We start from the raw sequence: 25,022 nt of genomic DNA, 5'->3' as shown, positions 1-25,022 counted from the left end.
TCAGTAGTGGGTCACAATCTCTATCGCCTTCTCAACAAGCGCGGCTATCCCCTTCCTGCCCTTCATCACCCTCCTGTGTCCGGGCAGCAGATATTCAGGCTCCAGACTGACAAGCCTCTCGAGCGATCTTATGAACTCCCGCCTGTCGCTGCCGTACAGGTCGAACCTCCCGGGAATTCCGTTCTCGAAAATCAGGTCACCGGTTATCGCAACACCGTGCTCCTGAACGAAGAACGTCAGGCTTCCGGGGGAGTGCCCGGGTGTCCTGACCACCTCTATCTCCGTCTCGCCAACAACGAACACCTTTCCGAGCCTGAGGTCGGGGGAGTAGCTGAACTGGCTCACCACCCTTTCCCTCTCGTCAAAGCCCACGAGCGCTCCCTTCCGCATGAACATCTGGTTGCTCTCGCAGTGATCCTTGTGGAGGTGGGTGTTGAGCACGTAGTCTATCCCCTCGATTCCGTCGTTCCTCAGCAGGCCGAACAGGTTGGTGTAGCTCTTGTACGTGCCGGGGTCGATGAGAACAGCTTCGCCATCCACAATAACGTAGCTGTTGGATGAGTCGTAGAAGGCGCTTCCCCACGTGTAGGCGTAGATGTTCTCCAGCAGTCTCATAGGTCAAACTCCGCTATTAAGGGCAGGTGATCGCTCGGCCTCTCCATCAGCCTCGGCTTGATGTCTATGTAGCAGTCCCTGCACTTTTCTGCAAGCTTTGGGGTCGCGAGTATCGCGTCAACCCTCCACCCCAAGCCCTTCTCTATCGCGTTTCTCACCCTGTAGTCGTAGAAGGTGTAAACCCTCTCCTCCGGGTGGAACTTCCTGAGGAGGTCGACGAAACCCAGAGACAGCAGCTCCCTGTAAGCGTTCCTCGCGTCAATGTGGAAGCACACGTGGTTCCTGAGCCTCTGGGGGCTGTGAACGTCTATCTCATCAGGTGCAACGTTCATGTCACCGCAGACGGCATGATAGCCGTTGAAGTCCACAATTTCCCTCAAATAGTCCCTGAATCTCCTCAGGAAGTCGAGCTTGTACTGGTACTTCTCGGACTCTATGCTCTGCCCCTGCGGAACGTAGACGTTCGTTACTGCAAGCTTCTCGAACTTCAGGGTGATGACCCTGTCCCTCTCCTCCCCGTTCATGCCGATGATTATCTCTTCCGGCTCGTGAAGTGTGGCTATGGCGACACCGTTCCTCCCCTTTATGCCGGAGAAGTAAACCTGATATCCAGCTCTGGAGAACTCGCTCTCGGGAAAGTTCCTGTCATCCACCTTTGTCTCCTGCATGCAGAATATGTCCGGCCTGTTCTCCTTGAGCCATGGAATGACGATGTGCAGCCTTGCTCTGATTGAATTGACGTTGAAGGTGACGATTTTCATCTCTCAGCCCTCCTGAGAGCGGTTATAACGCCATGGCACCTGCAGGCTGTTGCCACGAGGGCGTTCTCCCTCCTCTCTGCCCACTCCACCATCTCCCTCAGCCTCTCACCCCTTATCGCACCAAGACCGGGCTGCAGGTAGTGGCTCTCTATGACGAACCCATCGGGTATCGCGAACCTCACGAGCTCGTACATCGGAGCGGGCTTCTTTATCCCTGTAACAGGACAGACGTCCGGAGCCCTGCACTTCGGAAGGCAATCCCTGTCCCTGTTGTAGCTCACAACCACGCTCCCCCTGCCTGCTGAAACGACGACCTTCATCGGTATTCCTGCCAGAGCAAGGTCCACCCCCTCGTACCACACCTCAAAGCCGAGGTGCTCCATGAGAAACGCCCCGGCAACGTGGATGGGGGCGGTGGGGAAGACGTATTCCGGCTGGAGGTCGAAGAACAGCCTCACGAGCTCCTTTATCCCTCCCCTGACGAAGGCGCTATCCTCAACCCCCTCCCTGTACTCAGGAAGGTTTAGCTCTCTCCTGACCAAGCAGTTCTCATCCTCGTCGATCACCACGAACTTCTTTCCCTGCGAGGCCAGATACTCTGCCGCTTCCAAGCCGTACCTCCCACCACCGAAAATGATGTCCACAAAAGTTGTCCCGCAGTAAACGTAATTAACCTTTTGCTTTTCTCGGCCCCATCACCAGAGAGAAAACTAAAAATAAACGGGTATCGTACCATCGGGTTAGTGACAAAAACATACTATGCATTGCTGCTACTGCTGCTTCTGGTATTTCCAGTGAGCGCACGGGACGTTACCGTTGGAGTCTACAACAACTCCCCCCTTGTGTTTTACGAGAACGGTCAGGCAAAGGGGCTCTTCATAGACATTCTCGAGGATGTGGCCCGCATCGAGGGGTGGAGGCTGCACTACGTTGCAGCACCCTTTCCCGAGCTGATGTCCGCCCTCGAGAAGGGAGAGATAGACATACTCCTGGACGTCGCATACTCCGAGGAGAGGCTCGACAGCATAAGCTTCAACAACGAGACCGTGCTCTCAAACTGGGGGGTCGTGTGCTCGAGAGACCAGCTGGACTCCATCCTCGACCTCGATGGCCTGACCGTGGCTGGGGTCAGGGAGGACATATACTTCGAGAGTCTCCGGGAGCTTGCCGTGGCGTTCAACATCAGGTGCACGTTTCTGGAGGTGGACGGCGATTACGGGGACGTGCTTGCCGCCGTCAGGGACGGGAGAGCTGATGCTGGAGTCGTGTCGAGGCTCTACGGTGAGCTGCACGCCAAGGACTACAACACGAAGCTCACACCAATCGTCTTCTCCCCGGTTGAGCTGAGGTTCGCAAGCCCCAAGGGGAACGAGGAGCTCCTCGCATCCATAGACGCGTACCTGTCCGAGGCGAAGAGCGTCAGGGGTTCCGCGTACTACACGTATCTGGACAAGTGGATTGGGGAGGAGGAGAGAAAGGTTCCGAAGTGGATCTACCCCATCCTCGCCCTCCTTGCCATCATCTCCCTTTTCGGGATTTACAGGGAGTTCTACCTGAAGAGGGAGCTCAGGAGAAAGGAAGAGGAGCTCTACAGGGCCCACACGCTTCTCATGAGAGTCAGCAGGATCAACGAGATCATGCTGAGGGAGAGGGATCTTGAGTCGCTCGCCACGATGTCCGCCAGCGTGCTCGGAGACTACCTCAACACGATGGTGGCGATATTCAGGCGGAATGGTGATGCCATCATCAGGGGAAACGTGCCCCACAACGTGAGGGGTGTTGAGGACCTGCTCGGTTACAGGTGCATAAGGAGGGCAGTAGAGTCGAGAAGGATGACGTACTTCCCGCCGGGCACGCACCCAGAGGAGTGCATCCACTCCAGGGACGGCAAGGAGCTCCACAGCTACGTTTTCCCCCTCACCTACGGAGATGACGTGAAGGGGATCCTGTTCATTCAGAGCGCGTTCAGGCTGCTCAGTCAAGAGGTCAAGCTCCTGCGGGTTCTTGCGGAGGACATAGCCTTCGCAATACACAGCATCGAAATGGAGAGCGAGAAGGACGCGATGCTGGAGAGGCTGGAGAGGAACATAGGCGACATGATGGCCCTCGTCGACAGAATAAAGAACCCCCTGTCCATAATAAGGGGGTACTCCGAGATGTTCTGCAGGGACGCGTACGAGAAGATCGACGAGCAGATTGAGAGGATACTGGACATAGTCAGGCGGGTCGAGAGGAGCTGGAGGGAGTCCGAGGGTCTGAAGGAAAAGCTCAAAAAGTTTTGACAGAAACAATTAAATGTTTCACGTAGTAAAAAAGCTGATGATTGTCAGCGAGATTGCATACAAACTCGAAACAAAGCACAAAATTGCCCTCCTCATTTCATTCTCCACTTTCACTTTTACTGGTGTTTTAGTCATCCTCTCCTCACTGTCAGACTCACAGGCTGAGGTGCTTCCACCAATGGCGCTGTTCATCTCCTCTCTGCTTGTGCTTGTGGCAGTAACCATTATTGTCAGCAAAAAGTCCACCGTGATAGAGTTTGTCGAAGTTACGCCCATCAAGGCAGCAAGGGTCGAACCGAAAGAAGTTTTTGCAGCCATTATCAGAAACAGGCTGTTTCAGGCAGTAGCAATCACATACACAATCTCTATCCCCCTGATGATTCTAAGCAGAAGTCCACAGTCACTTCCAGTTTTTCTAACAACTTTACCGGCGTTTCTCACTGCAATAGTAGCAAGACTCTGCCGGGAGGTCATAATCGCAAGAGAGGGTCTCGTGGTAGGGGACACGCTTACGAGATGGGATAAAATCGGCAAGATTGACTTCTGCAGAAATTCGGTTGTTCTCCAGAACGGTTCAGGTGTTCCAATCGCGGTTCTGCCGCGCACGCCTGAGATAGAGGAGATTTTGAGAGAACGGGTGGGAAAACAAAACGTTTAAATTGTGCTAATATTTGGCAATATCATGTACTGGAACTCGTTCGTTGAAACGATGCCTGCCAAGGATCTGAAGGATCTGCAGGAGAGAAAGCTGAAAGCTCTCGTCAATTACGTTTACGAATACTCACCGTTTTACAGGAAAAGGTTTAAGGAGGCTGGAATTCACCCTTCTGAGTTCAAAGGGCTCTCAGACCTGTCCAAGCTGCCGTTCACGAAGAAGCAGGATCTGAGGGACAACTACCCAACCGGAATGTTTGCAGTCCCCCTCTCACACGTCGTGAGGTTTCACGCATCGAGCGGAACCACAGGAAAGCCGACGGTCGTCGGATACACCCAGAACGACCTCGAGGTGTGGGTCGAGAGCCTCGCAAGGAGCCTCGTGGCGTGTGGGGTTGGTAGGGAGGACGTGATGCAGATAGCCTACGGATACGGCCTATTCACAGGAGGCCTCGGCTTCCACTACGCCGGGGAGAGGATAGGTGCGGCGGTGATCCCGATCTCGGCCGGAAACACGGCAAGGCAGATAGAGCTGATGAAGGATCTCAAGACCACGGTCATAGCCTGCACCCCGTCGTACATGCTCTACCTGACCGAACAGGCCGAGAAGATGGGAGTAGACATAGCAAGCGATACCCACCTCAGGATGGGGATTTTCGGCGCCGAGCCTTGGAGCGAGGAGACGAGGAAGAGGATAGAGAACAAAACCGGGATAGATGCGTACGACGTCTACGGGACTTCGGAGCTGAGTGGGCCCCTCTTCACCGAGTGCACGGAGAAGCAGGGGATACACATCTGGGGAGACCACTTTCTGGTAGAGGTGATTGACCCTGAGACTGGAGAGCAGGTCGGAGAGGGAGAGAAGGGGGAGCTTGTGGTGACGACGCTGAGCAAGGAGGCTCTTCCGCTCGTGAGGTGGAGAACAGGAGACATAACGATACTTGAAGAGGAAAAGTGCGCCTGCGGAAGGACGCATCCGAGGATAATGAGGATCCTCGGCAGGGCAGACGACATGATCATCGTCAGAGGAGTTAACGTGTTCCCGAGCCAGATAGAGCACGTCCTCATGCAGATTCCGGAAATAGGGGAGCACTACATGATCATCCTCGACAGAGCCAAGAGCGGGCTGGACGAGATGACGATTCAGGTTGAACTGAGCGAGAACGCCAAGATCGACACGACCACAGACATCCTCAACCTCGAGAGGGAGATTGCGGAGAGGCTCAAGAGCGTCCTGAACGTGTGGGCAAAGATCGAGGTCGTCAACCCCGGAACCCTGCAGAGGTTCGAGGGCAAGGCGAAGAGAGTTATAGACAGGAGAAAAATCTGATTTCCTCCTCTTTTTTGTCCATTTTCTCGATTTTAAATTTCATTCATGCCGGAAAACATAAACCCAACAAAACTCGCGTTTGCGCTTAAAATCAGTTCAGAAGGGAGGGGAGGAGGTGCCGACAGTTTCCGCGCTTCCCGCCCCCTCTCGGAAGGCAGTACAACGCGGAACGGGACAGGGCTTAACTTCCGGGTTCGGAATGGGTCCGGGTGTTTCCCCCGTCCCTATGACCGTCGGCATCTCTACCTTGTCCCTGATCGTTATTTAAGAATTTTGGTCGTAAAGCGCACAAAAAATCTTGAAAAACTGGAAGAAATCAAGCTCCACGGGGCCTGATAGCGTTTCTGAACACCTCTTTCCACTGTGGTTTTGTGTATACGAGAGCGTAGAAGCAGAACATCCTTGCTGAGAGCTTCAGCGTTGCGAGTGTCCCGAAAACCTCCCCCTTTTCCGCCCTAAAAGAGGTTTTCGAGAGGTGAAAGCTCCCGAGCGTTTTGGATATTTCGTTGACTTCGAGTGCGGGCATCGACTTAAGCCTCATACCTGTTAATTAAAAATTTTCCCATCATCAAATTACAAAAGCAAAAGTCAAAAATCTACATTTCGATACCGTTGCACGCCAACCTGCACCACCGTAAATTTATTAAAAACTGCCCCTCAACAATCCACTGCTGCCACGGTAGCTCAGCAGGTAGAGCGCGTGCTTGGTAAGCACGAGGTCCCGGGTTCAAATCCCGGCCGTGGCTCTTTTACTTTTGGTTCAAAACTTATCGAAAGAATTACAAGAACCTCCACAAACCAATTGTAGGGTCCACAAACGGTACATTCAATATCTCATTTCCGTAAGACGTCTCTTATAAAACCTAAAACCTCTTTTAACAGTTGCATAATCGATTTCCTTTCTTCTAATTTGAGTTTTTCGTTTTTTAACTTATATCTGCTTTCAGCAATATTTAGAGCGGCTTCAAGCTCAGATTCAATTAAGGATACGTCACGTTGGCGAAATTTAATACCCATTCTTTTTGAATCAATTATCAAAAGAAGCACGTCTTCTCTAAAATTAAGCCTAATTTGCTCCGCCCCTCTCTCATCCAACCCATCCTGCGCTTTATTGACATACTCGATAATTTTGTTCCACTTTTTGGCAAACTGTTCAAATGAATCGTCCCTCATATTAATCTTTATGTTTTCTGAAAAAAGTTATATCTTACTCCTCAAGTATAGAACCTCTAACAAAAACAAACAACTTTGTCACCCGTCAAAACATTTAACCCCCTTTGGCTATCACTTTTTAAATTATGGCAGGAAAATGCACTATCTACACTCTCGGCCACTCCAGCAGGAGCTTCGAGGAATTTCTCAGAATTTTGAAAAGGTTCGAAATAGCTGTTCCCGCAGACGTCAGGAGGTTCCCAAGCTCAAAGTTCGAGCACTTCAGAAAAGAGTATCTCGAAAGGGCATTGCCAGAGAACGGAATCGAATACGCGTGGTTCGAAGAGCTTGGAGGTTACAGAAGGAAAGTCCTCGAAAACTCCCCAAACAGGGCCATAGAAAGCGAGGGCTTCAGAAACTACGCCGACCACATGCTAACCGAAGAGTTCAGGCGTGCTGCTGAAAAGCTTGCGGAGCTGGCTTTGAAGAAAAAGGTCGCGATTATGTGCGCCGAGAAGCTCTACTGGAGATGCCACAGGATGCTTCTCTCCGATTACCTTCACGCTGTTCTCGGCTTTGAGGTTCTGCACATAATTGACGCGAGCAGCGTGCGAAGGCACAGGCTGAGCAGACACGCGAGGGTTAGCAACGGAATGCTGATTTATATCTGATAAAACGAATAAAAAGTTTGGTCTAAAAATCTGAAAATTGCCTCATTCATACCAACTCTCGATGATTTCTACATCAATTGTTTCCCTCTCCACAACGTCAACAAAGGCATACAACGAATATTCAACAGTCTTTTTTGTGAGAATCGAATAGGAATTGTCCAGCACTAAAACGTATTCTTCATTCACTCTCGGGAGCTCAGTAGGAACAATATAGTAATCTCCACTTTCACCACGCTTAACGAAATAAAGCGGCGTTGCCGTACCACCATTCGCCCATACATCGAATTCAGATTTGTCGAACAACAGGATATTTATGTCCAAATCCTCTCGTATTTTGAGGTTTAATTCCAGTCTATAGTACTCCTTCCCAATAACCTTCCCCGCTATTTCGGGTGTGTTCTCGCTAATTTTGAAGGGCAATGCTAAATAATGTCCAGCTTTTATGACCTCTACTCCACTGTGTAAAAGGATGGTCTGCTCTTCTGCATTTTCAGATGCTCCGTATGCGAGCAATAAATAATATTTGCCACGATTTAGTTTTAAGTTGAGCGTATAGTCACCATTAAACATAACTACTTGATTCACCGACGGTTGTTCTCCTGCCCTAAACTTGTAATAATCTTCTTCATTTAATACGACAGCATATGCCCCATAAGGTCTCGAACTCAGCACTATTGTTATATCGGAGTTATCTCTATCCACAATGAATGGTATGACTGCCATTGTCTGCCTACTATCCCTCACTATGTTTGTATCCTTGGGCAATATTACCGAACCAGAATATAGTGTTTTTTGTACGTATTGCGGCGTGTAAGTGGGCGTATAACTCGGCGTAGCAGTTGTTTTCACTTCTGTTTGGCCAGATGTTCCTCTGTTAGATTCATCTACATCAGTATTTTTTGATTCTTCACCCAAGCAACCAGCCAAGATTACTGCCAGTATCATCAATGCAACAACCCACACCCTCCTCCTCAAAGCCCATCACCTCAATTATATCTGATTTTTCAGATATAACTGATTTTCCTGTTATATAATTTTTACCAAATATACTGAACTTCAACCACAATGGCAATTATCAGCAAAGCTAAATTTGAGATCCTAAAAGAGTTGTCAAAAAGTCCCCAGCACGGTTATGCACTTGCAAAAAAGCTGAACATTACTATCTCCTCCGTTTACACACACCTTTCCGAGCTTGAGGAGGGTGGCTTTATTGAGCATGAAGTCAGCAAGAGACGAAAGATCTACCGTTTAACAGAGAAGGGAGAACAGCTTCTCAAACTTCTCATAGAGTGATCTACTCCATTTCTAAACCAAATTCTCTAACCAAAAACTCTTCAAGCTTTAAAACAAAAGTTTTTGCCATTTCAAAAAATTTTTCGGCATCTTCAGAGGAATATGCGCGCAACAGATCCCAAACACCGCGAGAATAGTCTATTGGATACCTGCTTTTTAGCCAGTGTTTTTCAAGCTCTACAGCGATGCCGTAAATTTCCTCAAGCTCGGGGAACAAGACAACGAATTCGTCATAAAATAATCCAGAAACTCTGTGCTCCTTAACCTCTATTCCCTTAACCGAAAGTGCCGCCTTGATGGCCTTTTCAACAGCTTACTGGCTGTGGTATACACTATCTGCAGGGACTACTCCGATCAGCACCTCCGCTGACTTCAAATCCGCCTTTGCTCTTTCAAGCCATATTTTTGCTTTTTCCAACATTTTCCGCTACCTCTCTCAGGAATGATAAATAAAAATGGCCGTAAAGCGGGATTGCCTCGCTCAAAATCTTTTTGAAAAACGGATCGTTCCTGTGAACAAGTTCGAGAGCTCTTCTCATTGAGAGGGCATGAAACTCGACATTATCCTTTCGTATTGTGTTCAGCCTCTCAGCAACCACATCGCTATCCGTCACAACGAGCACATCAATATCCGAGAATTTACCGGCATCCCCCCTTGCCTGTGAACCAAAAATTGCAACAAGCTTTGGTTTTGCAACTGCAACAACCTCGTCAACCAAGGTTTTGAAATCCATCAGATAGGTTATCCCCTCCAGATTATAAAAATCAATCGCAAGTAAGGGTGGAAAAAATTTTTAGAATCAAAACCCATTTTTGACCATGTCTCTCGAAAGGGAGTTTGAGTCGCGATTCAGGTGCCCAAAATGCGGAAACACCAAGGCTCAGGCCAAAAAGCTCGCAATGACAGGCACGGGGCTGAGCAAGATTCTCGACATTCAGATGAACAAGTATCTCGAGGTTTCATGCCTCTACTGCGGCTACACCGAGTTCTACAGGCTTGACGTTGTGGAGGGGAAGAAGGGAGTCATTGGAGACGTGCTTGACGTTATATTCGGGTAAATCACCTCAAAAGCTCCTCCCTCATCCTCCTGTACTCCTCAGCGTCAATCTCTCCCCTCGCAAACCTCTCGTCCAGAATCCTGAGCGCCCTACTACCTGTCGAGGTTTGAGCCTGTCCCCTGCTGGAGCTGAGCGAGTTCACGACGAAGTAAATCACGGCTATTATCAGCACCAGCCACACCATCTGCCAGAGGAAACCAAGGCCATAGCCCATGCCGTCAAATCCGTAGCCCATCATTCCACCATAGCCCATCATGTCGCATCCACCTCCTTCAAAAAATTGGGAAATGCTACCACCCCATCATGGGGCAGTGGTAGCCGTAACCATACTCGTATCCATACCCGTAGCCGTACTGCTGGACTCCCTGCATCCACACTGGAGTGTTAGAGTTCTCGTCTCCAAAACTCTCTCCGTTCACCTCAATGTAGACTGGAATTACCGAGTTTCCGTACTCAAAGCCCTTGGCCTTCACGTCATCCCCCTGCTTTATTCCAAGGTTCGCTGCAAACCACCACGGAAGTGTCACGTACTTCCCGCTGTCAAGCAGTATTCCCATTGGATAGAGTGCTGAAACTTTCCCGCTCACCTCGGTGACCTCAACCTTTACCTGATTTGCGGGCACGTCATCTGCATCATAGCCATACCCCATCATCGGGTAGCCAAACCCGTAGCCCATCATCCCGGGCATGCCGTATCCAAACCCGAACCCGCCCATGTGGGCTGATGCTGTGTATATCGCAAGGGCTGCAAGCCCGATCACCACACCCAGCATCACGTTCTTCTTCATCTCACATCACCTCTGAGCGAGAGTATGCGCTCAGAGGCAATAGGGATATGGGGTGAAAACGAGGCATTGAAGGGGAAGGAGATGGTTCAGGATGGTTTAAGTGGGGAGGGGGTGGTTCATTTTATCCAGCAAACCAATCAGAAAAGTGTCTCCACGATAAGTCCCTCGCCTCCACCCTCTTTCCACCTTCCTCAACCCAGACGCCCTCTCCCTCCACAACCCTGCCGATGACAGCAAAGTCAAAGTCCAGCTCACCGAGCTTTTCCCTATCAATCGTGAACACGAGCTCATACTCCTCCCCAGAGTTCATTGCCACCTCGCTGACGTCAAGCCCGTTCTCCTCGCAGAATTCCCTGACCTCGTCACACACCGGAACGCGTGCCGGGTCAATCACGATCCCAACCCCGCTCGCGCTCGCTATGGCCTTCAGCTCCTTCACCAGACCGTCGCTCACGTCTATGGCGCAGCCCACAACCTCAGACAGCCTCAAACCCTCCTCGACCCTCGCCACGGGCCTTAAGAGCTTCTCCATCAGCCTCTCCCTCACCGACTTCGCGGCACTGAACCCCTTCAGCTCGACGAGCAGGGCTGAAAGGGGTCTTCCAAGCTCCCCGGTTACGCATACAAGCTGTCCGGGCTTTGCCTTACTCCTCCTCAGAAGGTTTTTTGCAAAGCCTATGGCCACTCCGTCAACCACCAGCTCCTTCGCGTTGTTGGTGTCCGCTGAAATTAGATTCATCCCGTAGCGCTCCAGCCCCTCGTTTATGCCGCGGAACAGCCTCTTCGCAAACTCAGCATCTCCCTCACGAAAACCAGCGGAGAACGCGAAAAACCCTGGCTTAGCCCCCATGGCCGCGAGGTCGCTTGCGTTCATGGTCACAACCTTGAAGCCCACGTCCTCCGGGGACATTGAGGGAACGACATCAGTCGACTCGACCAGCATGTCGTTGGTAACGACTACCCACACATCTCCAAGCCTGAACGCACCTCCGTCGTCCCCAAACTCCTCAGACTTCCTCATTATCGCAGCCATCCCTGCAAGGATCAGCTCCTCTTCCATCCGACCACCCTTATGTACCGTGGAGGCACGGAGTCGGCTGTGAAAACCCTTCCCTTCTTCCTGATCTCCAGCCCATCCCTGATCATGTTTTCAGCGTCGATCTCAAGCAGCACCGGAGTCTTGGAGTGTCTCAGTCCAACCTCCAGAGCCTCCTCCGGAGTCTCTGTCATGTGCACCTCCCTTCTCCTCATCGGTAAAAGGCCATACCTCATTATCGAGCCGATGTTTTCCGGGGCGGTTGCGTGGTAGAGCTTTCGCGGCGCGTTTCCCTCGCTCCACCTCACGTCCACGTCTATGCTGTGGCCGTACCTCGCTCTAATCTTCCCGTCGCAGATTTCGAACCTCCTCTTCCCGTCAAGGGCCACTATAGCCCTGAGATGCTCCTCCCCAACTCCGTACCTCTCTTCAAGCACCCTCAGCACGTCATTCAGGTTTGCGAACCCGCTCCTGTCCACCTCGACTCCAAATCTGTCTGGGTAGTGCCTGAGAAGGCCGCTCAGAAACTTACTGACTCTCTTCCTCTCCTCTGAGGTCATCAGCAGACGCCCCTTTCCGCAGGGGCACATTCCCTCAAAGTACCCGCAGTTGTCGCAGTAGCCAACGGCCACAGATAACTGGTTTACGCGGAGGGATAAATACGTGTCGTCACATCCTCTTCCTGTGAAGCCCGTAAAGAGTCTCGATGAGCCCGGGGAGCTCCTCAACCGAGTGGATGTACCTGCCCGTTATGGAGGAGAGCTCGTTCCATATCTCGAGGTTCGCGTTTCTGATGAGGGAGGACAGCCTGTCCTTCATCACCCTGCCCCTCGAGTCCCAGTCTGTGAGGATTATCACCTCCCTGCCCCCGATGGCATCCACGACGGCGCTAATCGGCGTGGCAGAGGCTTCGATTATCTCCCCCTCGACCCCGAGGCTCCTTAGAGCTGCAACGTCCCTCCTGCCCTCCACAACCACAACTGCCCCGCAGCTCGACCTCGTCTTAAGCTCTTCCACCACCCTCAGGAGCCTCTCAAACTCCCTTAACCCAAGCATAAACCTCCTCTTCAGACATGCCCTTGATCTCAACAACCTTGTCCCTCGACCTGTGTCCGGAGACTATCTCTACGCTCGTCCCAAAAAACTCAGACAGCAGCTGCTCGACCTCCCTGTTCGCCTTCCCGCCTTCCGGCGGAGCTCTCACTCTGACAATTATCGCCTTCTTCCACTCGTCGTAGCCAGCAACCTCACTCCTTTTGGACTTTGGCGTGACGTGAACCCTCACCCTCGCCCCCACAGGTCTGCTTAGCTTTCAGGATTTTAAAGGTATCCTACCTCGGAAACACCACAACCCTCCCGTTCACCTCGTGCACCTCAACCTCCATTCCGTAGACCTCGCCGATTGTCTCGGCCGTAAGCAATTCCCTGCCACCAACCCCGTGGATTCTCCCGTCCTTGACCATCACTATCCTGTCCGCGTACATTCCGGCGATCGAGAGGTCGTGGGTCGTGATTACCGCCGAAATCTCCCTCTCTCTCACGAGTCTGAGAACGGCCTTCATCACCTCGTGCTGGCTCCTTATGTCCAGATTGTTCGTCGGCTCGTCCAGCAGCAGCACCCTCGGCTCCTGAGCCATCGCTCTGGCTATTGCCACCTTCTGCAGCTCTCCCCCGCTGAGCTCGGTGAGCCTTCTCGCTGCCAGCCTCTCAATCCCCAGCTCCCTCATAACCTTCTCCACAACCCCCACGTCCCTCTCGCTCACTCCCGCCCTTATGTGCGGCTTCCTCCCGAGCAGGATGGTGTCGAAGACCGTGAGAGGAGGAGCTTCAGTCCTCTGAGGAACGTATGCTACTCTCCTCGCCACCTCATCTGAGTTTGCTTTCGCGACGTTTAGCTCCTCAACGTAAACCACCCCCTTAGGTCTCAGAATTCCGGCAATGCACCTCAGGAGCGTCGTCTTCCCGCTCCCGTTGGGGCCCAGTATGAATGTGACCTCACTCCTCCCAACAACGAGGTCCACGTTTCTGAGGATGGGAAAACCGTTGTAGGAGAAGGAGACGTTTTCCAGCCGTATCATCTTCCCCCGCCCCTCACAAGAATGTAGATGAAAAGCGGAGCACCGATGAAGGACGTCACTATCCCCACGGGGAGGATGACTGGAGAGAGGACAATCCTGCCAAAAGTGTCTGCAGTCAGCAGCAGGAGCGACCCGAAGATTGCGCTAAGTGGTATCAGAAACCGGTAGTCGCTCCCGATGAGCATCCGGATTATGTGCGGGGAGACGAGGCCGACGAAACCCACTATTCCAGCAAATGCTGTGGAGACTGCGGTTAAAAACGCAGCCGCGAGCATTCCCGTGAGCCTCACCCTCTCCGGATTGGTACCCAGAGATCTTGCTGTCTCGTCTCCAAGCAGGAGGGCGTTGTAGTCCCACCTGCGCAGGTAGAAGTAGGGGAAGATTGCGAGAAACGAGATTGTCATGAGCCAGATCTCGTTCCAGCCCGTCCGCCCCATGTCGCCAAAGGTCCAGAAAACCGCATAAGCGACGAGGATCTCGTTCTCGGCAAAGTACTGGAGCAGCATGGTGGATGCTGAGAAGAGGGACGCCATGGCAACGCCAGCAAGCACCATGGCCTCTGGGCTCATGCTCCTCAGCCTTGCGAGAGCCAGTATCACCACCACGCCAATAAGAGATCCGAGGAAGGCGAAGAGCGTGACGAGGTAGGGGTTCAGGAACGTCACACCCTCTCCGGCTCGGTGTGTCAAGCCTGCGCCGAGGTAGAGTATCGCGAAGCTCGCCCCGAAGGCAGCGCCATGGGATATGCCGAGGGTGAATGATGATGCAAGCGGGTTTCTGAGGATGCACTGCATCACGGCACCGCTCACGGCAAGGCTTGCACCCACTATGACGGCCGTTACGATCCTCGGGAGCCTGATGTTCCAGAAAACCACGTTTCTCGACAGCACATCTTCGAGCGAGATGTGGTAGGGTCCGAGGAGTGCGGATGCAAAAAGAGAGATGAGGAGAGCTAAGCTCACCGCAACTCCCAAGGCCAGCCTCTTCCTGACCAGCTCCTGATAGCTCATGTGAACTCTCCGGAGATCTCGCCAAACCCTCCGTAGTAGCTCGCGAGCTCGCTGTAAAGCTCCTTTCCGACGAAGAACCTGAACACCTCGTCGGCCTTCTTCACCGGGTCGATGTCCGAGAACTGCTCCGGGTACAGCACCTTCCCCATGTAGTACGCATCAGCAATCGCAATCTCCACATTGGTCCAGTAGTAGTTGAACGGAAGAATTCCGTAAACTCTGCCCTCCCTGAATGCTCTCAGCTCCCTGTAGAAGTCCGGGTTCTTCTGGAAGTCAGCCTTCACAAGCTCGAGGTTGGACAGGTCTATAAAGACCACATCAGGATCCCATTCTGCGAGCTTCTCCTTGTCTATGAAAATTGCCCCGCTCATGTTCACCTCGCACGCAACGTTTCTGGCCTTCAGAACTGTGAGAGGTGCGAAGCTGCACTGGGTGGACTCTATCCCGTGCCCGCCCTTGTAGCTGATTGCCCCCACGTAGACTGTAGGGCTTTCTCCTGCCCTTTCGGCACGGGTGGAGAGGTCCTCAACCGCACTTTCTATGAACGAGACCACTTCCTCGGCCCTCTCCTCCTTTCCGAGTATCATGCCCATGAGCCTCAGAGAGTCGAGGAGAGTTTTGTCGTCAAAGCTGCCCAGCTTTCCGTAGCTCACGACAACCGCCGGAATTCCCGTCTTCTGCTGCACATCCTCGGCGATTTCGGGATATGCGGAGACGAAGACAACGTCTGGCTTCAGCTCAGCAATCTTTTCGTAGTTGGGAGATGGATACGGTCCTCCTCTGCCGATTACCGGCTTTTCGGCAAGCTCTGGATGTGCCATCCTGTAGGGCCTGCCCGTCTCACCCCACATCGTCTCGGCATCTTCAACACCCACCACCATATCGGTCGCCTGCAGATAAACGACGAGCCTCAGTGCTCCCGGTCCAATGGCCACGATCCTCTCAACGTTCTCCGGAACCTCAACAGTCCTGCCGGCAGCGTCTGTTACCGTGACTGTCTTTTTTCCATTCTCCTCAGCCTGCTGTGCACAGCCAGCGAGAAGTATGGAAAGAGCAAGAAGAGCCAGAACCGACAAAACCCTCCTCATTTGCTCACCTCCCTGAACCAGCCTATCACAGCATTCTCTACAGAGTCTATGTCCGAGGAGTAGGGCTTGATGTCCACAACCGGGCTCCCGTCGAGGGCATCAAGCCACCTCACCCTGAGAACGTTACCCCTCACCTCCAGAAGCTCCACAACGCAGAACCCAATCGGGTTGGGCCTGTGAGGGGAGCGGGTGGCGAAAACTCCCCTCTCCTCCTCCCCGTAAGGAGTCCTTGTGACCATCACATCCCTCCTCGCCCTGTCGAGCCAGTAAAGCACAATGAGGTGAGTACAGGTCTCCAGATCCTTCAACGCCGGGGAGAATTGCTCAAACACCTCGATCTCGCTCACAGCATCTGAAAACCGGCCCTGATACGGAGCCTGAGAGAAATTTTTGTATGGAGATCTCACTACCCCAACGGGCTTCAGCGTGAACTCCATAATTCCACCTACTCCATTTCCTCATACCTGCCGTTGCTGAACCTCACGATTCCCCTGCCGATGACCGCGTTGAACTCTCCCCTGCAGGACGGGCACAGCCCGTTCTTTACCCTCGTTCCCATTACGAGCTCCCCGCACCTCTCGCACCTCACGCTCTCAAAAATCGGCGCCTTTTCCAAGCGAGGGACCTCAACCTCGTGAACTCTGAAAACGTCGTCCGCTTCAAGCAGTTTCCAGCCTATTTCTTCCCACATTCGCCTGAACTCCTCCATCAGCTCCTCTTCCTCCTCCCTCCTGACTATGACCCTCTCAAACAGTTCCATCGCTTTCCCATCAAAGTACCTCCTCGTGACCTCATCAAAGTCCACGTAAACCCTCACAGCTCTCCAGTCTGACCTCCTGACCTCCTGACGAGCGTAAACGCGTTCTTCCCTATGTCGTGGTACACCAGCGAGTTGTTTCCAAACGTGCAGCCGGTTGCCACCTGAACGCCATCAGAAAAGCAGTTGTTCGTCTCGACAATGGCAATAACGTCTTCGGAGATCGTGTAGTCCTCAGCTCTCGACACACCGAGCTTCTCCATGGCTATAAGCGATGCCTTAACCCCAAGGGCCAGATTCGGGCATATGTGACCGTGAAGCTCCTTGGCTTTCAGCAGAATCTCACCAGCCTGCATCACACCTAAGCCTGCTTGCTGTAATAAAAATTTTTTCAAAAGTAACATGAATTAACACGGTTACTCAATTCAGGTATTAGACCCCCACCCCTTCATTTCATGTAGAAACTGACGATCTCCAATGTCCTTCCTTATTTTTCCCATGTCGAGAAAGCTATCAGCGTTTACACAAAAAACTGTGGAAAAATTCCAGATAAGCGAGAACAAGGCCTTTCTCTTTCCCAGTCCTATTCTGTCCAACGCCCCCGTGAGTCTCCCACCCCATCATTTCCTGTGGAATCCCACTGCATGCCCCCTGAGAGTCTGAGACACACCCACCCCTTTATTTCATGTGGAACACACCTAAGAACTTAGGGAGAATCTATATGCCGATCTCCGTGCTACTCATGGCATGAGACAGTGGCCTGTAAAACTGCTCCTCGTCCACCCGAAGGCAGAGTTCCTCAGGGGAGACAGGATCATCATAGCATCTGACTGCTCCCTCCTGATAGACAAGGAGATAACCGAGAAATTCGGCGAGACTCCGGTGCTGATAGGATGTCCGATGCTCGAAGACCCGAAGAGGACATACGAGAAGATAAAGCTCCTGATGGAGACCGGAGAGTTCGGGGAGGTTGAGGTCTACACGATGGAGGTTCCCTGCTGTCAGGCCCTCCACATGATGGTCGAGAGGGAGAAGGGGGACAAGGACGTCAGGAGGTTCATAGTCAGGGTTACGGGAGAGGTCGAGGAGTACAGGGGAGTGGTGGACGAGAGGATGATTGAGGCTGAGAGGAGAGCCCACAGGGGGTTCTGAATGAAGACGAGGAGGATGATCATAGCAATAAACCACGAGACCTGCATATCCTGCGGCAGGTGCGTGGAGTCCTGCCCCACGGGCGCGCTTCAGATGGTGGACGGAAAGGTTACTCTCGTGGACGAGAAGCTGTGCGACGGATTCGGCTCCTGCATAGCAGTGTGCCCCACAAACTCGCTGTACATAGAGGAGAGGGAGGCGGAGCCTTTCGACTGGAGCATACTCGAGAGAATTGACTTCGACGACTTCATGGAGAAGCTCTACAGGCACTACATGCCAGCTGAAATTAAGGATGAAAAATAATCACCTAACAAAAACGTGAACACCCCTTTCTATCCCTATTGATATCAGGGCCGTCACAAGCCCCATCAGAATCATTTTGGCAGACGACACCATCAGGTTCTGCCTCGAGATCCTGCCGTAGTAAATTCCTATTACGCCGAGAGATAAAGCCGTGAGCGAGACCGAAGCAATAAGGGCAGCCTGAACGCCCGTCCCCATGAAAAACGCGACGATGAACGGTAGCACGGGAACCAAGCTTCCTAGAATCGTCGACATCCCGTCTACAATGCCCCTCACTATAACCCTCCTCCTCACCTCCCTGTAAAGCTCCGTGTCTCTGAGCTCCACGAGCATGGACTTCTCTATCTTCCTGAACTCTCTCTCCTCCTCCACCCTCTCAGCTGTGAGTGCGCCGAAGATGTTGGAGATTCCGTTTGCAACACCTCCTCCTATTCCCGCGGAGATTATTATGTCCATCTGCCCTGCAGATGCGCCTATGACCACTCCGAGCACCGAAAGTGCCCCATCTATAAACCCTCTCACAAACTGCCTCTCCACAAAACCGATTTGAGCAAAGCTCAGTTAAAACCTTTCCCGAAATTTCACCAAATTAAAAGAGAAGTTACTGGACTGAAAGTCTCTCAAGGTTGCTCACAAGGTTCCAGATCATGGTCCTGACGTGCATCGGCAGGTTTGGATCTGAGGAGAGTTCCTCAAGCACGGAGATCGCGCTTGCCGCCTTCAGGGCAATATCTCCACCAGCGAGCAGATCCTCCTTTATCTCACTTGCCGTCCTCCTAACGTTCCTTGGCACGGTGTCATCGTGGATAATTCTGTCAAGAGTCTCAAGCACCTCATCTAAGGCCTCTGTCAAATATACCACCTCCCGAACAGAATTAAATACAGGAAGTCTATACCTTCTGACATGGCTGAAGATAAAAAAATTTCGGAAGCTGTCGGTCTTCTCCTGAAAGGTGCGAAAATGCTCAGCCATCACTGTCCAAGCTGCTACCTTCCCCTGTTCCAGCAGGACGAGAGGGTTTTCTGTCCCCATTGCAAGAGAGAGTTCACGCTCGTGGAGGATGGTGGAAAAGTCACGATCATCGCCGTAAATGGGGAGAAGGAGAATGGCGAGAGTGCGACGAGCGAAGCTGAGAGCAAATCCGAGGGTAGAGGGGCTGCAGACGAAATAGCAGAGGATACTATCGCGAGTGTTGAGATCCTGTTGAGGGAGCTTGCCGAAAGGGCCAGAGGTTCTGAGAGCATTGCTGAAATTCGGGAAATTGTCCATGTGATGAAAGAGCTTGCGGAAATTTACAGGATGCTGAAAAACCTCTGAGCTGTAGGTGGAAAAGTTGGGAAGTTTTCTAATCTGTCAGTGTGGAATTTGGACTGTCTGAATTTAGCAGACAGGACATATGAAAATTCTAGCCTTGGAAAGGATAAAAACCGAATTCTGGAGATCCAATCTGTGAAGAGTGCTAAACACAATCTGGATGTGATATTTTAGAAATTGTTCTGTCAACTTCTGGATTAGACGTTCACACACTTTCATCTTGCCCAAGAAGATTTTGGAGATGTCAACCCAAAGTCATTTCCACTTGAAATAATGGACAGCTACTTGGCAACACTATGGAATTCTCAACTATGCTTTATTTCCTTTCAGAAAAATGATCGGGATTACCTTTCTAGGGGAAATAATTCGAAACGAGCTCTGATAACTCGAATTTTCATTTGCAAGTTTTATCACTGCCGTGTGAGAATCGCACAGCATTGAAATTAACAAAAAATCTGAAAAATAACAAATTACGGCCTGAAAACCTCTCCAAACTCCTTTATATCCTTCTCAGAGCTCAGGAGCTCCTTGATAACATCGACTATTCTGTCCTTCTGGATCCTTATCTGGGATGTCGTGTCTCTGTCCCTGATCGTGACAGTTCCATCCTCAAACGTCTGGTGGTCCACAGTCACGCAAAATGGAGTGCCGATCTCGTCGTACCTTCTATACCTCCTGCCTATGCTCCCAGCAGTGTCAAGCTCCGTGTAAACTCCACTCTCCCTCAGGCTCTCGGCAATTCTTTCAGCCTCTTCCACGAACCTGTCCTTAGACAGGAGTGGCAGTACAGCAACCTGCACGGGGGCGAGATATCTCTTCAGTCTGAGAACCTTCCTTTCCTCCCCGTCCACATGGTCCACATCAAAGGCATGCTCGAGGACTGCGTAGGTTATTCTGTCAAGCCCGAATGACGGTTCGATGACGTGCGGGACTATCTTCTCCCCGTGAATTTCCTCCTCAACCTCCCTGACCTCATAGAACTCCGAGGTTACTGTGATCTCCTCTCCATCAACGACGACCTTAACCTCATCTCCAGCAGACTCGAGCTTGGCAAGCTCCTCGGCAATCTTCTTGGCCTTCTCCTTGAAAACGGGACCGAGCTTTGCTATGTTGGCAACAACTTTCTTTCTCTTCACTTTCACGGGCTCGTCGTATGGAACGAACACGCTCAGATCTTCCTTGCTGTACTTCGTGTGCCTCGAAAGGTCGTAGTCGCTTCTGTCAGCTATTCCCACAACCTCTATCCACCCGTAGCTCAGCAGAACCTCAGCATCCCAGCAGTCGACTGCGTAGTGGGCCCTTTCGTCGTCCTTATGCTGTCTGAACCTGAGCTTGTCGTCCTTTATACCCGCCGCGAGTAGGAACCTCCTCGTCTTTCCGACAAAATAGGCGAGGAGCTCGTGGGCTATTATTCCCCTTTCCACAGCCTCTCTCAGGGTGATCCTGTGCTCCTTGTCGAACTTGTCAACGAGAGTGACCACATCATCGGCATACTTGTGAAAGTCCGGGTGCTTTTTCTCTCCGGGATGGCAGAAAAACTCGAGTTCGGCCTGATTGAACTCCCTCAGCCTGATCACACCCTGCCTCGGGCTGATCTCGTTTCTGTAGGCTCTCCCAATCTGCGCCACTCCGAACGGGAGCTTGTGTCTGAAGTAATCTGAGAGCCTCTTGAAGGCTATGAAGATGCCCTGAGCGGTTTCAGGCCTGAGATACCCCTTCTTGCCCCTTCCCGGGCCAATCTTCGTCTCGAACATCAGGTTGAAGTGCTCGGGCTCTTTGAACTTTCCACCACACTCACACCTCAGGTCAAACTCCTCGATTACGGCCTTTACAGCCTCTATTGTCGGGTCAACCTCGAGGTTTAACTTCTCCTTCACGTAGTGATCTGCCCTAAACACCCTACCGCACTCAGAGCACTCTATCGCAACATCCGTGAAACCCTCAGCATGTCCCGAAGCTATGAAAACCTCCTCTATTCCAACAGTAGGCGTGTCGATCTCCACACTCCTCTCATTCACGACGAAAAACTCTCGCCACAGGTTCTCTATCTTCCTTCTCAGACCGTTTCCAAGAGGAGCGTAATCGATGAAACCCGCCATTCCGCCGTAAATCTCAAATGACTGCCAGATAAAGCCCCTTCTGACGAGCATTTCCATAATCTGGCTCATGGGTTTTTACTCGCCCGTGTAAGATTTAAAGGTTTTCATGATTTTTCTGTGATTGTCGAGGCTCTGGTTAGGGGATCTGTGTGAGGGGTATTTGAGTTATGGCTCCTTCCTGTGACTTTGTAGACAGATTTTCCTGCTTTTCGTTTGAGTTTTCGTGGTTTATCTTTTCTGGAGTGAGGTTGTTTTGTGATATTTTATTCGTGGCTGTTATTTGCCAATTGCTTGCAAAAGTGCTTCCGCGCACCTTTATATACTCCATGCATTACTCAACTTTCGCTGCAGTATTTAAACTGAAAAAGGCGGGAGAAAGCGTTTTATAGGGATTGAGAGGAATATTATCGGTTGAAAGTTGGAACTGTGTACCCAATCGTTGCCTACTACATAAGTTAAAATCAGACTAAGATAGGATTGAAAGCCTCTCCTTCCTTAATCTTCTTGGCAACCTCGGTGGCCGTTAAAATCAGACTAAGATAGGATTGAAAGTCCTGCTGGTGCTGGGCTTCATCTTCCTGAGCGTGTTGTTAAAATCAGACTAAGATAGGATTGAAAGCTCTCCGAAGTTGACGAGCTTTATCTCGTTGCCCGCCAGTTAAAATCAGACTAAGATAGGATTGAAAGATCTCATTATAAATGTCATAGATTGTCTGCAAATCGAGTTAAAATCAGACTAAGATAGGATTGAAAGGTGTATGCTCCTTGTCGATCCGGGGCTGAGCTTCTCGCGTTAAAATCAGACTAAGATTAAAGGTTACGACCAGACATTAAACGCTGCGATTGAATTAAATTCAGCACTGAAAATGCGGAGACAGATGAATTTGATAGGTCTTCGTCAGTTTATGGAAATCTACGACGATGTGTTCAGCCCAGTATACTTTCTGATGATGTGTGCGGTGATTGTAATTCACTATGATGTCAAGAAAACCGGAAGATTGAGAGAAGCGCTTGCGTTAACTTTTGGAGCATACTTGGTAGCTTACTCGATCTACAGCACATGGCATCTCCTACAGCCAGCTCCGCAGTGGGTTGAAGATGCACTTGCGGTAATCGGGCTCTTCTTCGCAATAGTGATAGCGGTAATTGCCCAGATGAAAGGGATCTACAACGGAGTTGTGGTTAGAGGAGCGGTCATGCTGACAATCCTGTCCATTCCTTACGTTGCAATCAGCCCTTACTGGAACATCTCCGGACATGTAGCCTATACGACAGCTCCCGCGCTTTTTCTGGTGTGGCTTGACAGAAAGTGGTGGCCAGTAATGGTGGTACCGCTGGTCATGCTTGTAAACAGGCCGGTTGTAGACGCACATACTGTGGCAGAGTCGGTAGGCGGATTTGTGCTCGCAGTTGTTGCGTTTCTAACTTCCATTTGGTTGTTCGAGTTTTATGTGGATGACCGCGGTTAGGCTGTGAATATACTATTCCCGGATTGTTATCTGCTCCACAGGAAACAAAGGGGTCGGAGGGTATAGGGCCAGCTTTTCACCGCAATTTCAGTTTGGCCAAGAACTCCGGCAGAAGCTCCACACGAAATGATGGGGTGGGGTTGTGAAGAGGACCAAAACCGGAAACCTGTTACGAACCATTCGTGGTTAATATAACTTTTTTACGCAATTCCGTTGTTATCTCCAGAGTTTAGGTCAAACAACCCAGATTGAATTTCATTTCTCAGCAAAAAAGCAACGTAACGGGATTTCAGCAATCTCCACATGAAATGAAGGGGTGGAGGTCACCTGACCTGTTTGAGAATTCTGGAAATTACTTCCTCGATTCTCTCCCCATCGCCGAGACCGCTGCATCTGGGATCAACGAACACGTGAACGGTCCTTCCCATAAACTCAAATTTTGAGTCCTCTCCACCCTCTTCTCTGAAGTAGAACGGGTACTTCCTGCACGCAATGGGCCTGAACCTGTAAATTCTGCACTTGTCCTTCCGGAAAATGCACCTCCCGTTCTTCTTTCTCAGGTACACACCTATCTTTCCATACCTGAACACGTTTCCGAACCTTCTGAGCCTCTTCTCGTCTTCATAGCCGAGAGAAACGTCATATTCCTCGCAGCAGAAGCCACAGTGGGTGCACCTCCAGCGCTCATACCTCCTGAAAGGTACGAGCTCGATCACAAGAAATGCTGAGCCGATAGGGTTAAAAATTCTCCTGCCCGTTCTGGTTTCATGGGTAAAACCATCTCCGAGAAGATCTTCTCACAGGCGGCAGGGAAGGATGTCAGGGCCGGAGAGTACGTCTTCGCCAGAATAGACAGGGCGATGATTCACGACATAACCGGTCCGCTTGCCATTAAGGCGTTTAAGGAGATTGCCGGTGAGGACGGCAAAGTCTGGGACAGCAGCAGGATAATCATAGCCTTTGACCATCAGGTTCCGGCTGACAGCGTTATAGCGGCGGAGAACCACAAGATGCTCAGGAGGTTTGCGGAGGAGCAGGGAATACTGAACTACGATGTTTACGAGGGGATAGCCCATCAGGTGATGGTAGAGAAGGGCCATGTTCTCCCGGGAATGGTCGTCGTCGGGGCTGACAGCCACACCTGCATGTACGGGGCTCTCGGAGCGTTTGCAACGGGAATAGGCTCCACTGACATGGGTGCGGTCTTCGCCCTCGGAAAGCTGTGGTTCAGGGTTCCTGAGACCATCAGGTTCGAGATAAACGGCTCACTTCCGAGGAGGGTTTACAGCAAGGACGTGATCCTCAAGATCATAGGCACAATTGGAGCGGATGGGGCGAACTACAAGGCCGCCGAATTTGCAGGCTCTGCGGTTGAGAGGATGAGCATGTCCCAGCGCTTCACGATGACGAACATGGCGATAGAGATGGGGGCGAAGACGGGCATAATCGAGCCCGACAGGGAGACCGAGAGGTACCTGAAAAAGGCGGGAGTTGAAGGAAACCTCGAGGAGTGGGAGTGGCTGAGGAGCGACGAGGATGCCGAGTACTTCAGGAAGCTTGGGATGGATGTCAGCGACCTCGAGCCTCAGGTGGCGGTTCCCCACAAGGTTGACAACGTCGTGCCCGTGAGCGAGGTTGAGGGAACAAAAGCCGATCAGGTCTTCATAGGCTCATGCACCAACGGCAGGTATGAGGACCTGGAGATCGCTGCGGAGATTCTGAAGGGCGAGAAGGTGGCAAGAGGCACGAGGTTGATAGTGATCCCGGCTTCAAGGGCGGAGTACATGAAGGCCCTCAGGGAGGGGCTCATAGACGTGTTCGTCGAGGCGGGGGCGATAGTCGAGTTCCCCAGCTGCGGACCCTGCATGGGCGGAAGCTTCGGGCTAATTGCGAGCGGGGAGGTCAGCGTCTCGACCTCAAACAGGAACTTCATTGGCAGACAGGGAAGCCCGGAGGGCAGGGTTTACCTCGTCTCCCCAGCAACGGCCGCAGCAACGGCGATATACGGAGAGATAACCGATCCGAGGAAGGTCTGACTGCTGCGCACATCTCCAGAACAATTTTTGGCTCAATCCATTTTTGATCGAGCCATTTATTAATGAGTGCTGAC

The 25,022-nt window shown here is 51.6% G+C and carries 35 protein-coding genes, 1 tRNA gene, 1 rRNA gene and 1 pseudogene; 12 read left to right on the top strand and 26 right to left on the bottom strand.

Annotation, left to right across the window (positions count from 1 at the left end):
* From GAH_RS03535 to GAH_RS03525, 3 genes are read right to left on the bottom strand one after another with little or no spacing between them, the layout of a single operon-like run.
* Positions 1–615 carry an MBL fold metallo-hydrolase gene (locus GAH_RS03535; RefSeq protein WP_048094718.1) on the bottom strand — a complete coding sequence of 205 codons (615 nt, stop codon included), beginning with the start codon at positions 613–615 and terminating at the stop codon, positions 1–3.
* Positions 612–1,376: an exodeoxyribonuclease III gene (xth, locus tag GAH_RS03530; protein WP_048094717.1), complete on the bottom strand. Its 765-nt coding sequence runs from the start codon at positions 1,374–1,376 to the stop codon at positions 612–614. Before xth ends, GAH_RS03535 begins: the two co-directional genes overlap by 4 nt.
* Positions 1,373–2,020, bottom strand: a complete 648-nt coding sequence (locus tag GAH_RS03525) for a hypothetical protein (RefSeq protein WP_048094716.1) — start codon at positions 2,018–2,020, stop codon at positions 1,373–1,375. Before GAH_RS03525 ends, xth begins: the two co-directional genes overlap by 4 nt.
* 99 nt (positions 2,021–2,119) lie before the next feature.
* Here GAH_RS03525 and GAH_RS03520 point away from each other — a divergent pair, with 99 nt between their 5' ends.
* Genes GAH_RS03520 through GAH_RS03510 form a run of 3 tightly spaced genes read left to right on the top strand, consistent with a single transcriptional unit; the run spans position 2,120 to position 5,642 of the window.
* On the top strand, positions 2,120–3,658 hold the full coding sequence (locus tag GAH_RS03520) for a transporter substrate-binding domain-containing protein (protein WP_048094715.1): 1,539 nt from the start codon (positions 2,120–2,122) through the stop codon (positions 3,656–3,658).
* A gap of 37 nt (positions 3,659–3,695) precedes the next feature.
* Positions 3,696–4,316, top strand: a complete 621-nt coding sequence (locus tag GAH_RS03515) for a hypothetical protein (protein ID WP_048094714.1) — start codon at positions 3,696–3,698, stop codon at positions 4,314–4,316.
* Between the two features lie 24 nt (positions 4,317–4,340).
* Entirely contained in the window at positions 4,341–5,642 is a 1,302-nt protein-coding gene (locus tag GAH_RS03510; RefSeq protein WP_048094713.1) for a phenylacetate--CoA ligase family protein, read from the top strand.
* 116 nt (positions 5,643–5,758) lie between these two features.
* Here the strand turns inward: GAH_RS03510 and rrf are convergent.
* Both rrf and GAH_RS03500 read right to left on the bottom strand, forming a co-directional pair.
* Positions 5,759–5,880, bottom strand: a 5S ribosomal RNA gene (rrf, locus tag GAH_RS03505).
* Between the two features lie 78 nt (positions 5,881–5,958).
* Positions 5,959–6,168 (bottom strand): hypothetical protein, encoded by a 210-nt coding sequence (locus GAH_RS03500; RefSeq protein ID WP_048094712.1) that lies wholly within the window; start codon positions 6,166–6,168, stop codon positions 5,959–5,961.
* A gap of 147 nt (positions 6,169–6,315) precedes the next feature.
* Between GAH_RS03500 and GAH_RS03495 the strand changes: the two genes are divergently transcribed.
* Positions 6,316–6,388: transfer RNA gene (locus GAH_RS03495), tRNA-Thr, on the top strand.
* A gap of 88 nt (positions 6,389–6,476) precedes the next feature.
* Here GAH_RS03495 and GAH_RS03490 read toward each other — a convergent pair.
* Positions 6,477–6,815 carry a hypothetical protein gene (locus GAH_RS03490; protein ID WP_048094711.1) on the bottom strand — a complete coding sequence of 113 codons (339 nt, stop codon included), beginning with the start codon at positions 6,813–6,815 and terminating at the stop codon, positions 6,477–6,479.
* A gap of 125 nt (positions 6,816–6,940) precedes the next feature.
* Between GAH_RS03490 and GAH_RS03485 the strand changes: the two genes are divergently transcribed.
* Positions 6,941–7,465: a DUF488 domain-containing protein gene (locus tag GAH_RS03485; protein ID WP_048094710.1), complete on the top strand. Its 525-nt coding sequence runs from the start codon at positions 6,941–6,943 to the stop codon at positions 7,463–7,465.
* Positions 7,466–7,507: 42 nt separating this feature from the next.
* On the opposite strand, the gene GAH_RS03480 is transcribed toward GAH_RS03485, so the two are convergent.
* A complete protein-coding gene (locus GAH_RS03480; RefSeq protein WP_156967379.1) occupies positions 7,508–8,440 on the bottom strand; it encodes a hypothetical protein in 933 nt (310 codons plus the stop codon).
* A gap of 90 nt (positions 8,441–8,530) precedes the next feature.
* On the opposite strand from GAH_RS03480, the gene GAH_RS03475 reads away from it, so the two are divergent.
* Entirely contained in the window at positions 8,531–8,758 is a 228-nt protein-coding gene (locus GAH_RS03475) for a PadR family transcriptional regulator (protein ID WP_048094708.1), read from the top strand.
* A gap of 1 nt (position 8,759) precedes the next feature.
* On the opposite strand, the pseudogene GAH_RS03470 reads toward GAH_RS03475, so the two are convergent.
* Together GAH_RS03470 and GAH_RS03465 are read right to left on the bottom strand one after the other, a co-directional pair.
* Positions 8,760–9,059 (bottom strand): annotated as a pseudogene (locus GAH_RS03470) (HEPN domain-containing protein); the annotation flags it as partial.
* Positions 9,060–9,150: 91 nt separating this feature from the next.
* Positions 9,151–9,492 (bottom strand): nucleotidyltransferase domain-containing protein, encoded by a 342-nt coding sequence (locus GAH_RS03465; protein ID WP_048094706.1) that lies wholly within the window; start codon positions 9,490–9,492, stop codon positions 9,151–9,153.
* A gap of 85 nt (positions 9,493–9,577) precedes the next feature.
* Between GAH_RS03465 and GAH_RS03460 the strand changes: the two genes are divergently transcribed.
* Positions 9,578–9,817, top strand: a complete 240-nt coding sequence (locus GAH_RS03460) for a zinc ribbon domain-containing protein (RefSeq protein ID WP_048094705.1) — start codon at positions 9,578–9,580, stop codon at positions 9,815–9,817.
* 1 nt (position 9,818) lies between these two features.
* Here GAH_RS03460 and GAH_RS03455 read toward each other — a convergent pair whose 3' ends face one another.
* From GAH_RS03455 to GAH_RS10870, 12 genes are all read right to left on the bottom strand, one after another.
* On the bottom strand, positions 9,819–10,073 hold the full coding sequence (locus tag GAH_RS03455) for an SHOCT domain-containing protein (RefSeq protein ID WP_048094704.1): 255 nt from the start codon (positions 10,071–10,073) through the stop codon (positions 9,819–9,821).
* Between the two features lie 34 nt (positions 10,074–10,107).
* Positions 10,108–10,605 (bottom strand): hypothetical protein, encoded by a 498-nt coding sequence (locus GAH_RS03450; RefSeq protein WP_048094703.1) that lies wholly within the window; start codon positions 10,603–10,605, stop codon positions 10,108–10,110.
* A gap of 121 nt (positions 10,606–10,726) precedes the next feature.
* Positions 10,727–11,665, bottom strand: coding sequence for a thiamine-phosphate kinase (locus GAH_RS03445; RefSeq protein WP_048094702.1), 939 nt, complete (start codon positions 11,663–11,665; stop codon positions 10,727–10,729).
* Positions 11,650–12,273, bottom strand: coding sequence for an RNA 2'-phosphotransferase (locus GAH_RS03440; RefSeq protein ID WP_245604083.1), 624 nt, complete (start codon positions 12,271–12,273; stop codon positions 11,650–11,652). The genes GAH_RS03445 and GAH_RS03440 overlap by 16 nt, the downstream gene beginning before the upstream one ends.
* A 37-nt stretch (positions 12,274–12,310) precedes the next feature.
* Entirely contained in the window at positions 12,311–12,697 is a 387-nt protein-coding gene (locus GAH_RS03435; RefSeq protein WP_048094701.1) for a toprim domain-containing protein, read from the bottom strand.
* A complete protein-coding gene (locus GAH_RS03430; RefSeq protein WP_048094700.1) occupies positions 12,675–12,938 on the bottom strand; it encodes a DUF167 domain-containing protein in 264 nt (87 codons plus the stop codon). Before GAH_RS03430 ends, GAH_RS03435 begins: the two co-directional genes overlap by 23 nt.
* 34 nt (positions 12,939–12,972) lie before the next feature.
* The gene (locus GAH_RS03425; RefSeq protein ID WP_048094699.1) at positions 12,973–13,719 is read right to left on the bottom strand and encodes an ABC transporter ATP-binding protein; all 747 of its coding nucleotides are present in this window, start codon (positions 13,717–13,719) and stop codon (positions 12,973–12,975) included.
* Positions 13,716–14,729: a FecCD family ABC transporter permease gene (locus tag GAH_RS03420; protein ID WP_048094698.1), complete on the bottom strand. Its 1,014-nt coding sequence runs from the start codon at positions 14,727–14,729 to the stop codon at positions 13,716–13,718. The genes GAH_RS03425 and GAH_RS03420 overlap by 4 nt, the downstream gene beginning before the upstream one ends.
* Positions 14,726–15,817, bottom strand: a complete 1,092-nt coding sequence (locus tag GAH_RS03415; RefSeq protein ID WP_048094697.1) for an iron ABC transporter substrate-binding protein — start codon at positions 15,815–15,817, stop codon at positions 14,726–14,728. Before GAH_RS03415 ends, GAH_RS03420 begins: the two co-directional genes overlap by 4 nt.
* Positions 15,814–16,254 (bottom strand): tRNA (N6-threonylcarbamoyladenosine(37)-N6)-methyltransferase TrmO, encoded by a 441-nt coding sequence (tsaA, locus tag GAH_RS03410; RefSeq protein ID WP_048094696.1) that lies wholly within the window; start codon positions 16,252–16,254, stop codon positions 15,814–15,816. The genes GAH_RS03415 and tsaA overlap by 4 nt, the downstream gene beginning before the upstream one ends.
* Positions 16,255–16,262: 8 nt before the next feature.
* Positions 16,263–16,634: a hypothetical protein gene (locus tag GAH_RS10875; protein ID WP_218915477.1), complete on the bottom strand. Its 372-nt coding sequence runs from the start codon at positions 16,632–16,634 to the stop codon at positions 16,263–16,265.
* Complete coding sequence (locus GAH_RS10870; RefSeq protein ID WP_218915476.1) at positions 16,631–16,930, bottom strand: FmdE family protein; 300 nt, start codon at positions 16,928–16,930, stop codon at positions 16,631–16,633. The genes GAH_RS10875 and GAH_RS10870 overlap by 4 nt, the downstream gene beginning before the upstream one ends.
* Positions 16,931–17,321: 391 nt before the next feature.
* Between GAH_RS10870 and GAH_RS03400 the strand changes: the two genes are divergently transcribed.
* The gene (locus GAH_RS03400) at positions 17,322–17,726 is read left to right on the top strand and encodes a hypothetical protein (RefSeq protein WP_048094695.1); all 405 of its coding nucleotides are present in this window, start codon (positions 17,322–17,324) and stop codon (positions 17,724–17,726) included.
* A complete protein-coding gene (locus GAH_RS03395) occupies positions 17,727–18,029 on the top strand; it encodes an ATP-binding protein (protein ID WP_048094694.1) in 303 nt (100 codons plus the stop codon).
* Here the strand turns inward: GAH_RS03395 and GAH_RS03390 are convergent, their stop codons facing one another.
* Together GAH_RS03390 and GAH_RS03385 are read right to left on the bottom strand one after the other, a co-directional pair.
* A complete protein-coding gene (locus GAH_RS03390) occupies positions 18,030–18,566 on the bottom strand; it encodes a TIGR00267 family protein (protein ID WP_084632261.1) in 537 nt (178 codons plus the stop codon). It abuts the gene before it with no gap.
* Positions 18,567–18,630: 64 nt separating this feature from the next.
* Complete coding sequence (locus GAH_RS03385; RefSeq protein WP_342667804.1) at positions 18,631–18,882, bottom strand: UPF0147 family protein; 252 nt, start codon at positions 18,880–18,882, stop codon at positions 18,631–18,633.
* A gap of 51 nt (positions 18,883–18,933) precedes the next feature.
* Here GAH_RS03385 and GAH_RS03380 point away from each other — a divergent pair, with 51 nt between their 5' ends.
* Positions 18,934–19,347: an Sjogren's syndrome/scleroderma autoantigen 1 family protein gene (locus tag GAH_RS03380; protein WP_048094691.1), complete on the top strand. Its 414-nt coding sequence runs from the start codon at positions 18,934–18,936 to the stop codon at positions 19,345–19,347.
* Positions 19,348–19,814: 467 nt separating this feature from the next.
* On the opposite strand, the gene glyS is transcribed toward GAH_RS03380, so the two are convergent.
* The gene (glyS, locus tag GAH_RS03375) at positions 19,815–21,512 is read right to left on the bottom strand and encodes a glycine--tRNA ligase (protein ID WP_048094690.1); all 1,698 of its coding nucleotides are present in this window, start codon (positions 21,510–21,512) and stop codon (positions 19,815–19,817) included.
* A gap of 67 nt (positions 21,513–21,579) precedes the next feature.
* Positions 21,580–21,771, bottom strand: a complete 192-nt coding sequence (locus tag GAH_RS03370) for a hypothetical protein (protein WP_048094689.1) — start codon at positions 21,769–21,771, stop codon at positions 21,580–21,582.
* Positions 21,772–22,348: 577 nt separating this feature from the next.
* On the opposite strand from GAH_RS03370, the gene GAH_RS10290 reads away from it, so the two are divergent.
* On the top strand, positions 22,349–22,912 hold the full coding sequence (locus tag GAH_RS10290) for a hypothetical protein (protein ID WP_156967378.1): 564 nt from the start codon (positions 22,349–22,351) through the stop codon (positions 22,910–22,912).
* A 323-nt stretch (positions 22,913–23,235) separates the two neighbouring features.
* On the opposite strand, the gene GAH_RS03360 is transcribed toward GAH_RS10290, so the two are convergent.
* Complete coding sequence (locus tag GAH_RS03360) at positions 23,236–23,628, bottom strand: YkgJ family cysteine cluster protein (RefSeq protein WP_048094688.1); 393 nt, start codon at positions 23,626–23,628, stop codon at positions 23,236–23,238.
* 51 nt (positions 23,629–23,679) lie between these two features.
* Here GAH_RS03360 and GAH_RS03355 point away from each other — a divergent pair, with 51 nt between their 5' ends.
* Entirely contained in the window at positions 23,680–24,948 is a 1,269-nt protein-coding gene (locus GAH_RS03355; RefSeq protein ID WP_048094687.1) for a 3-isopropylmalate dehydratase large subunit, read from the top strand.
* Positions 24,949–25,022 lie beyond the last annotated feature (74 nt).

Origin of the sequence: Geoglobus ahangari, assembly GCF_001006045.1 — an archaeon.
GTDB classification, from domain to species: Archaea; Halobacteriota; Archaeoglobi; order Archaeoglobales; family Archaeoglobaceae; genus Geoglobus; species Geoglobus ahangari.
Note: the sequence above shows the minus strand (reverse complement) of the source record. Positions and strands in the feature narration are given on the sequence as shown.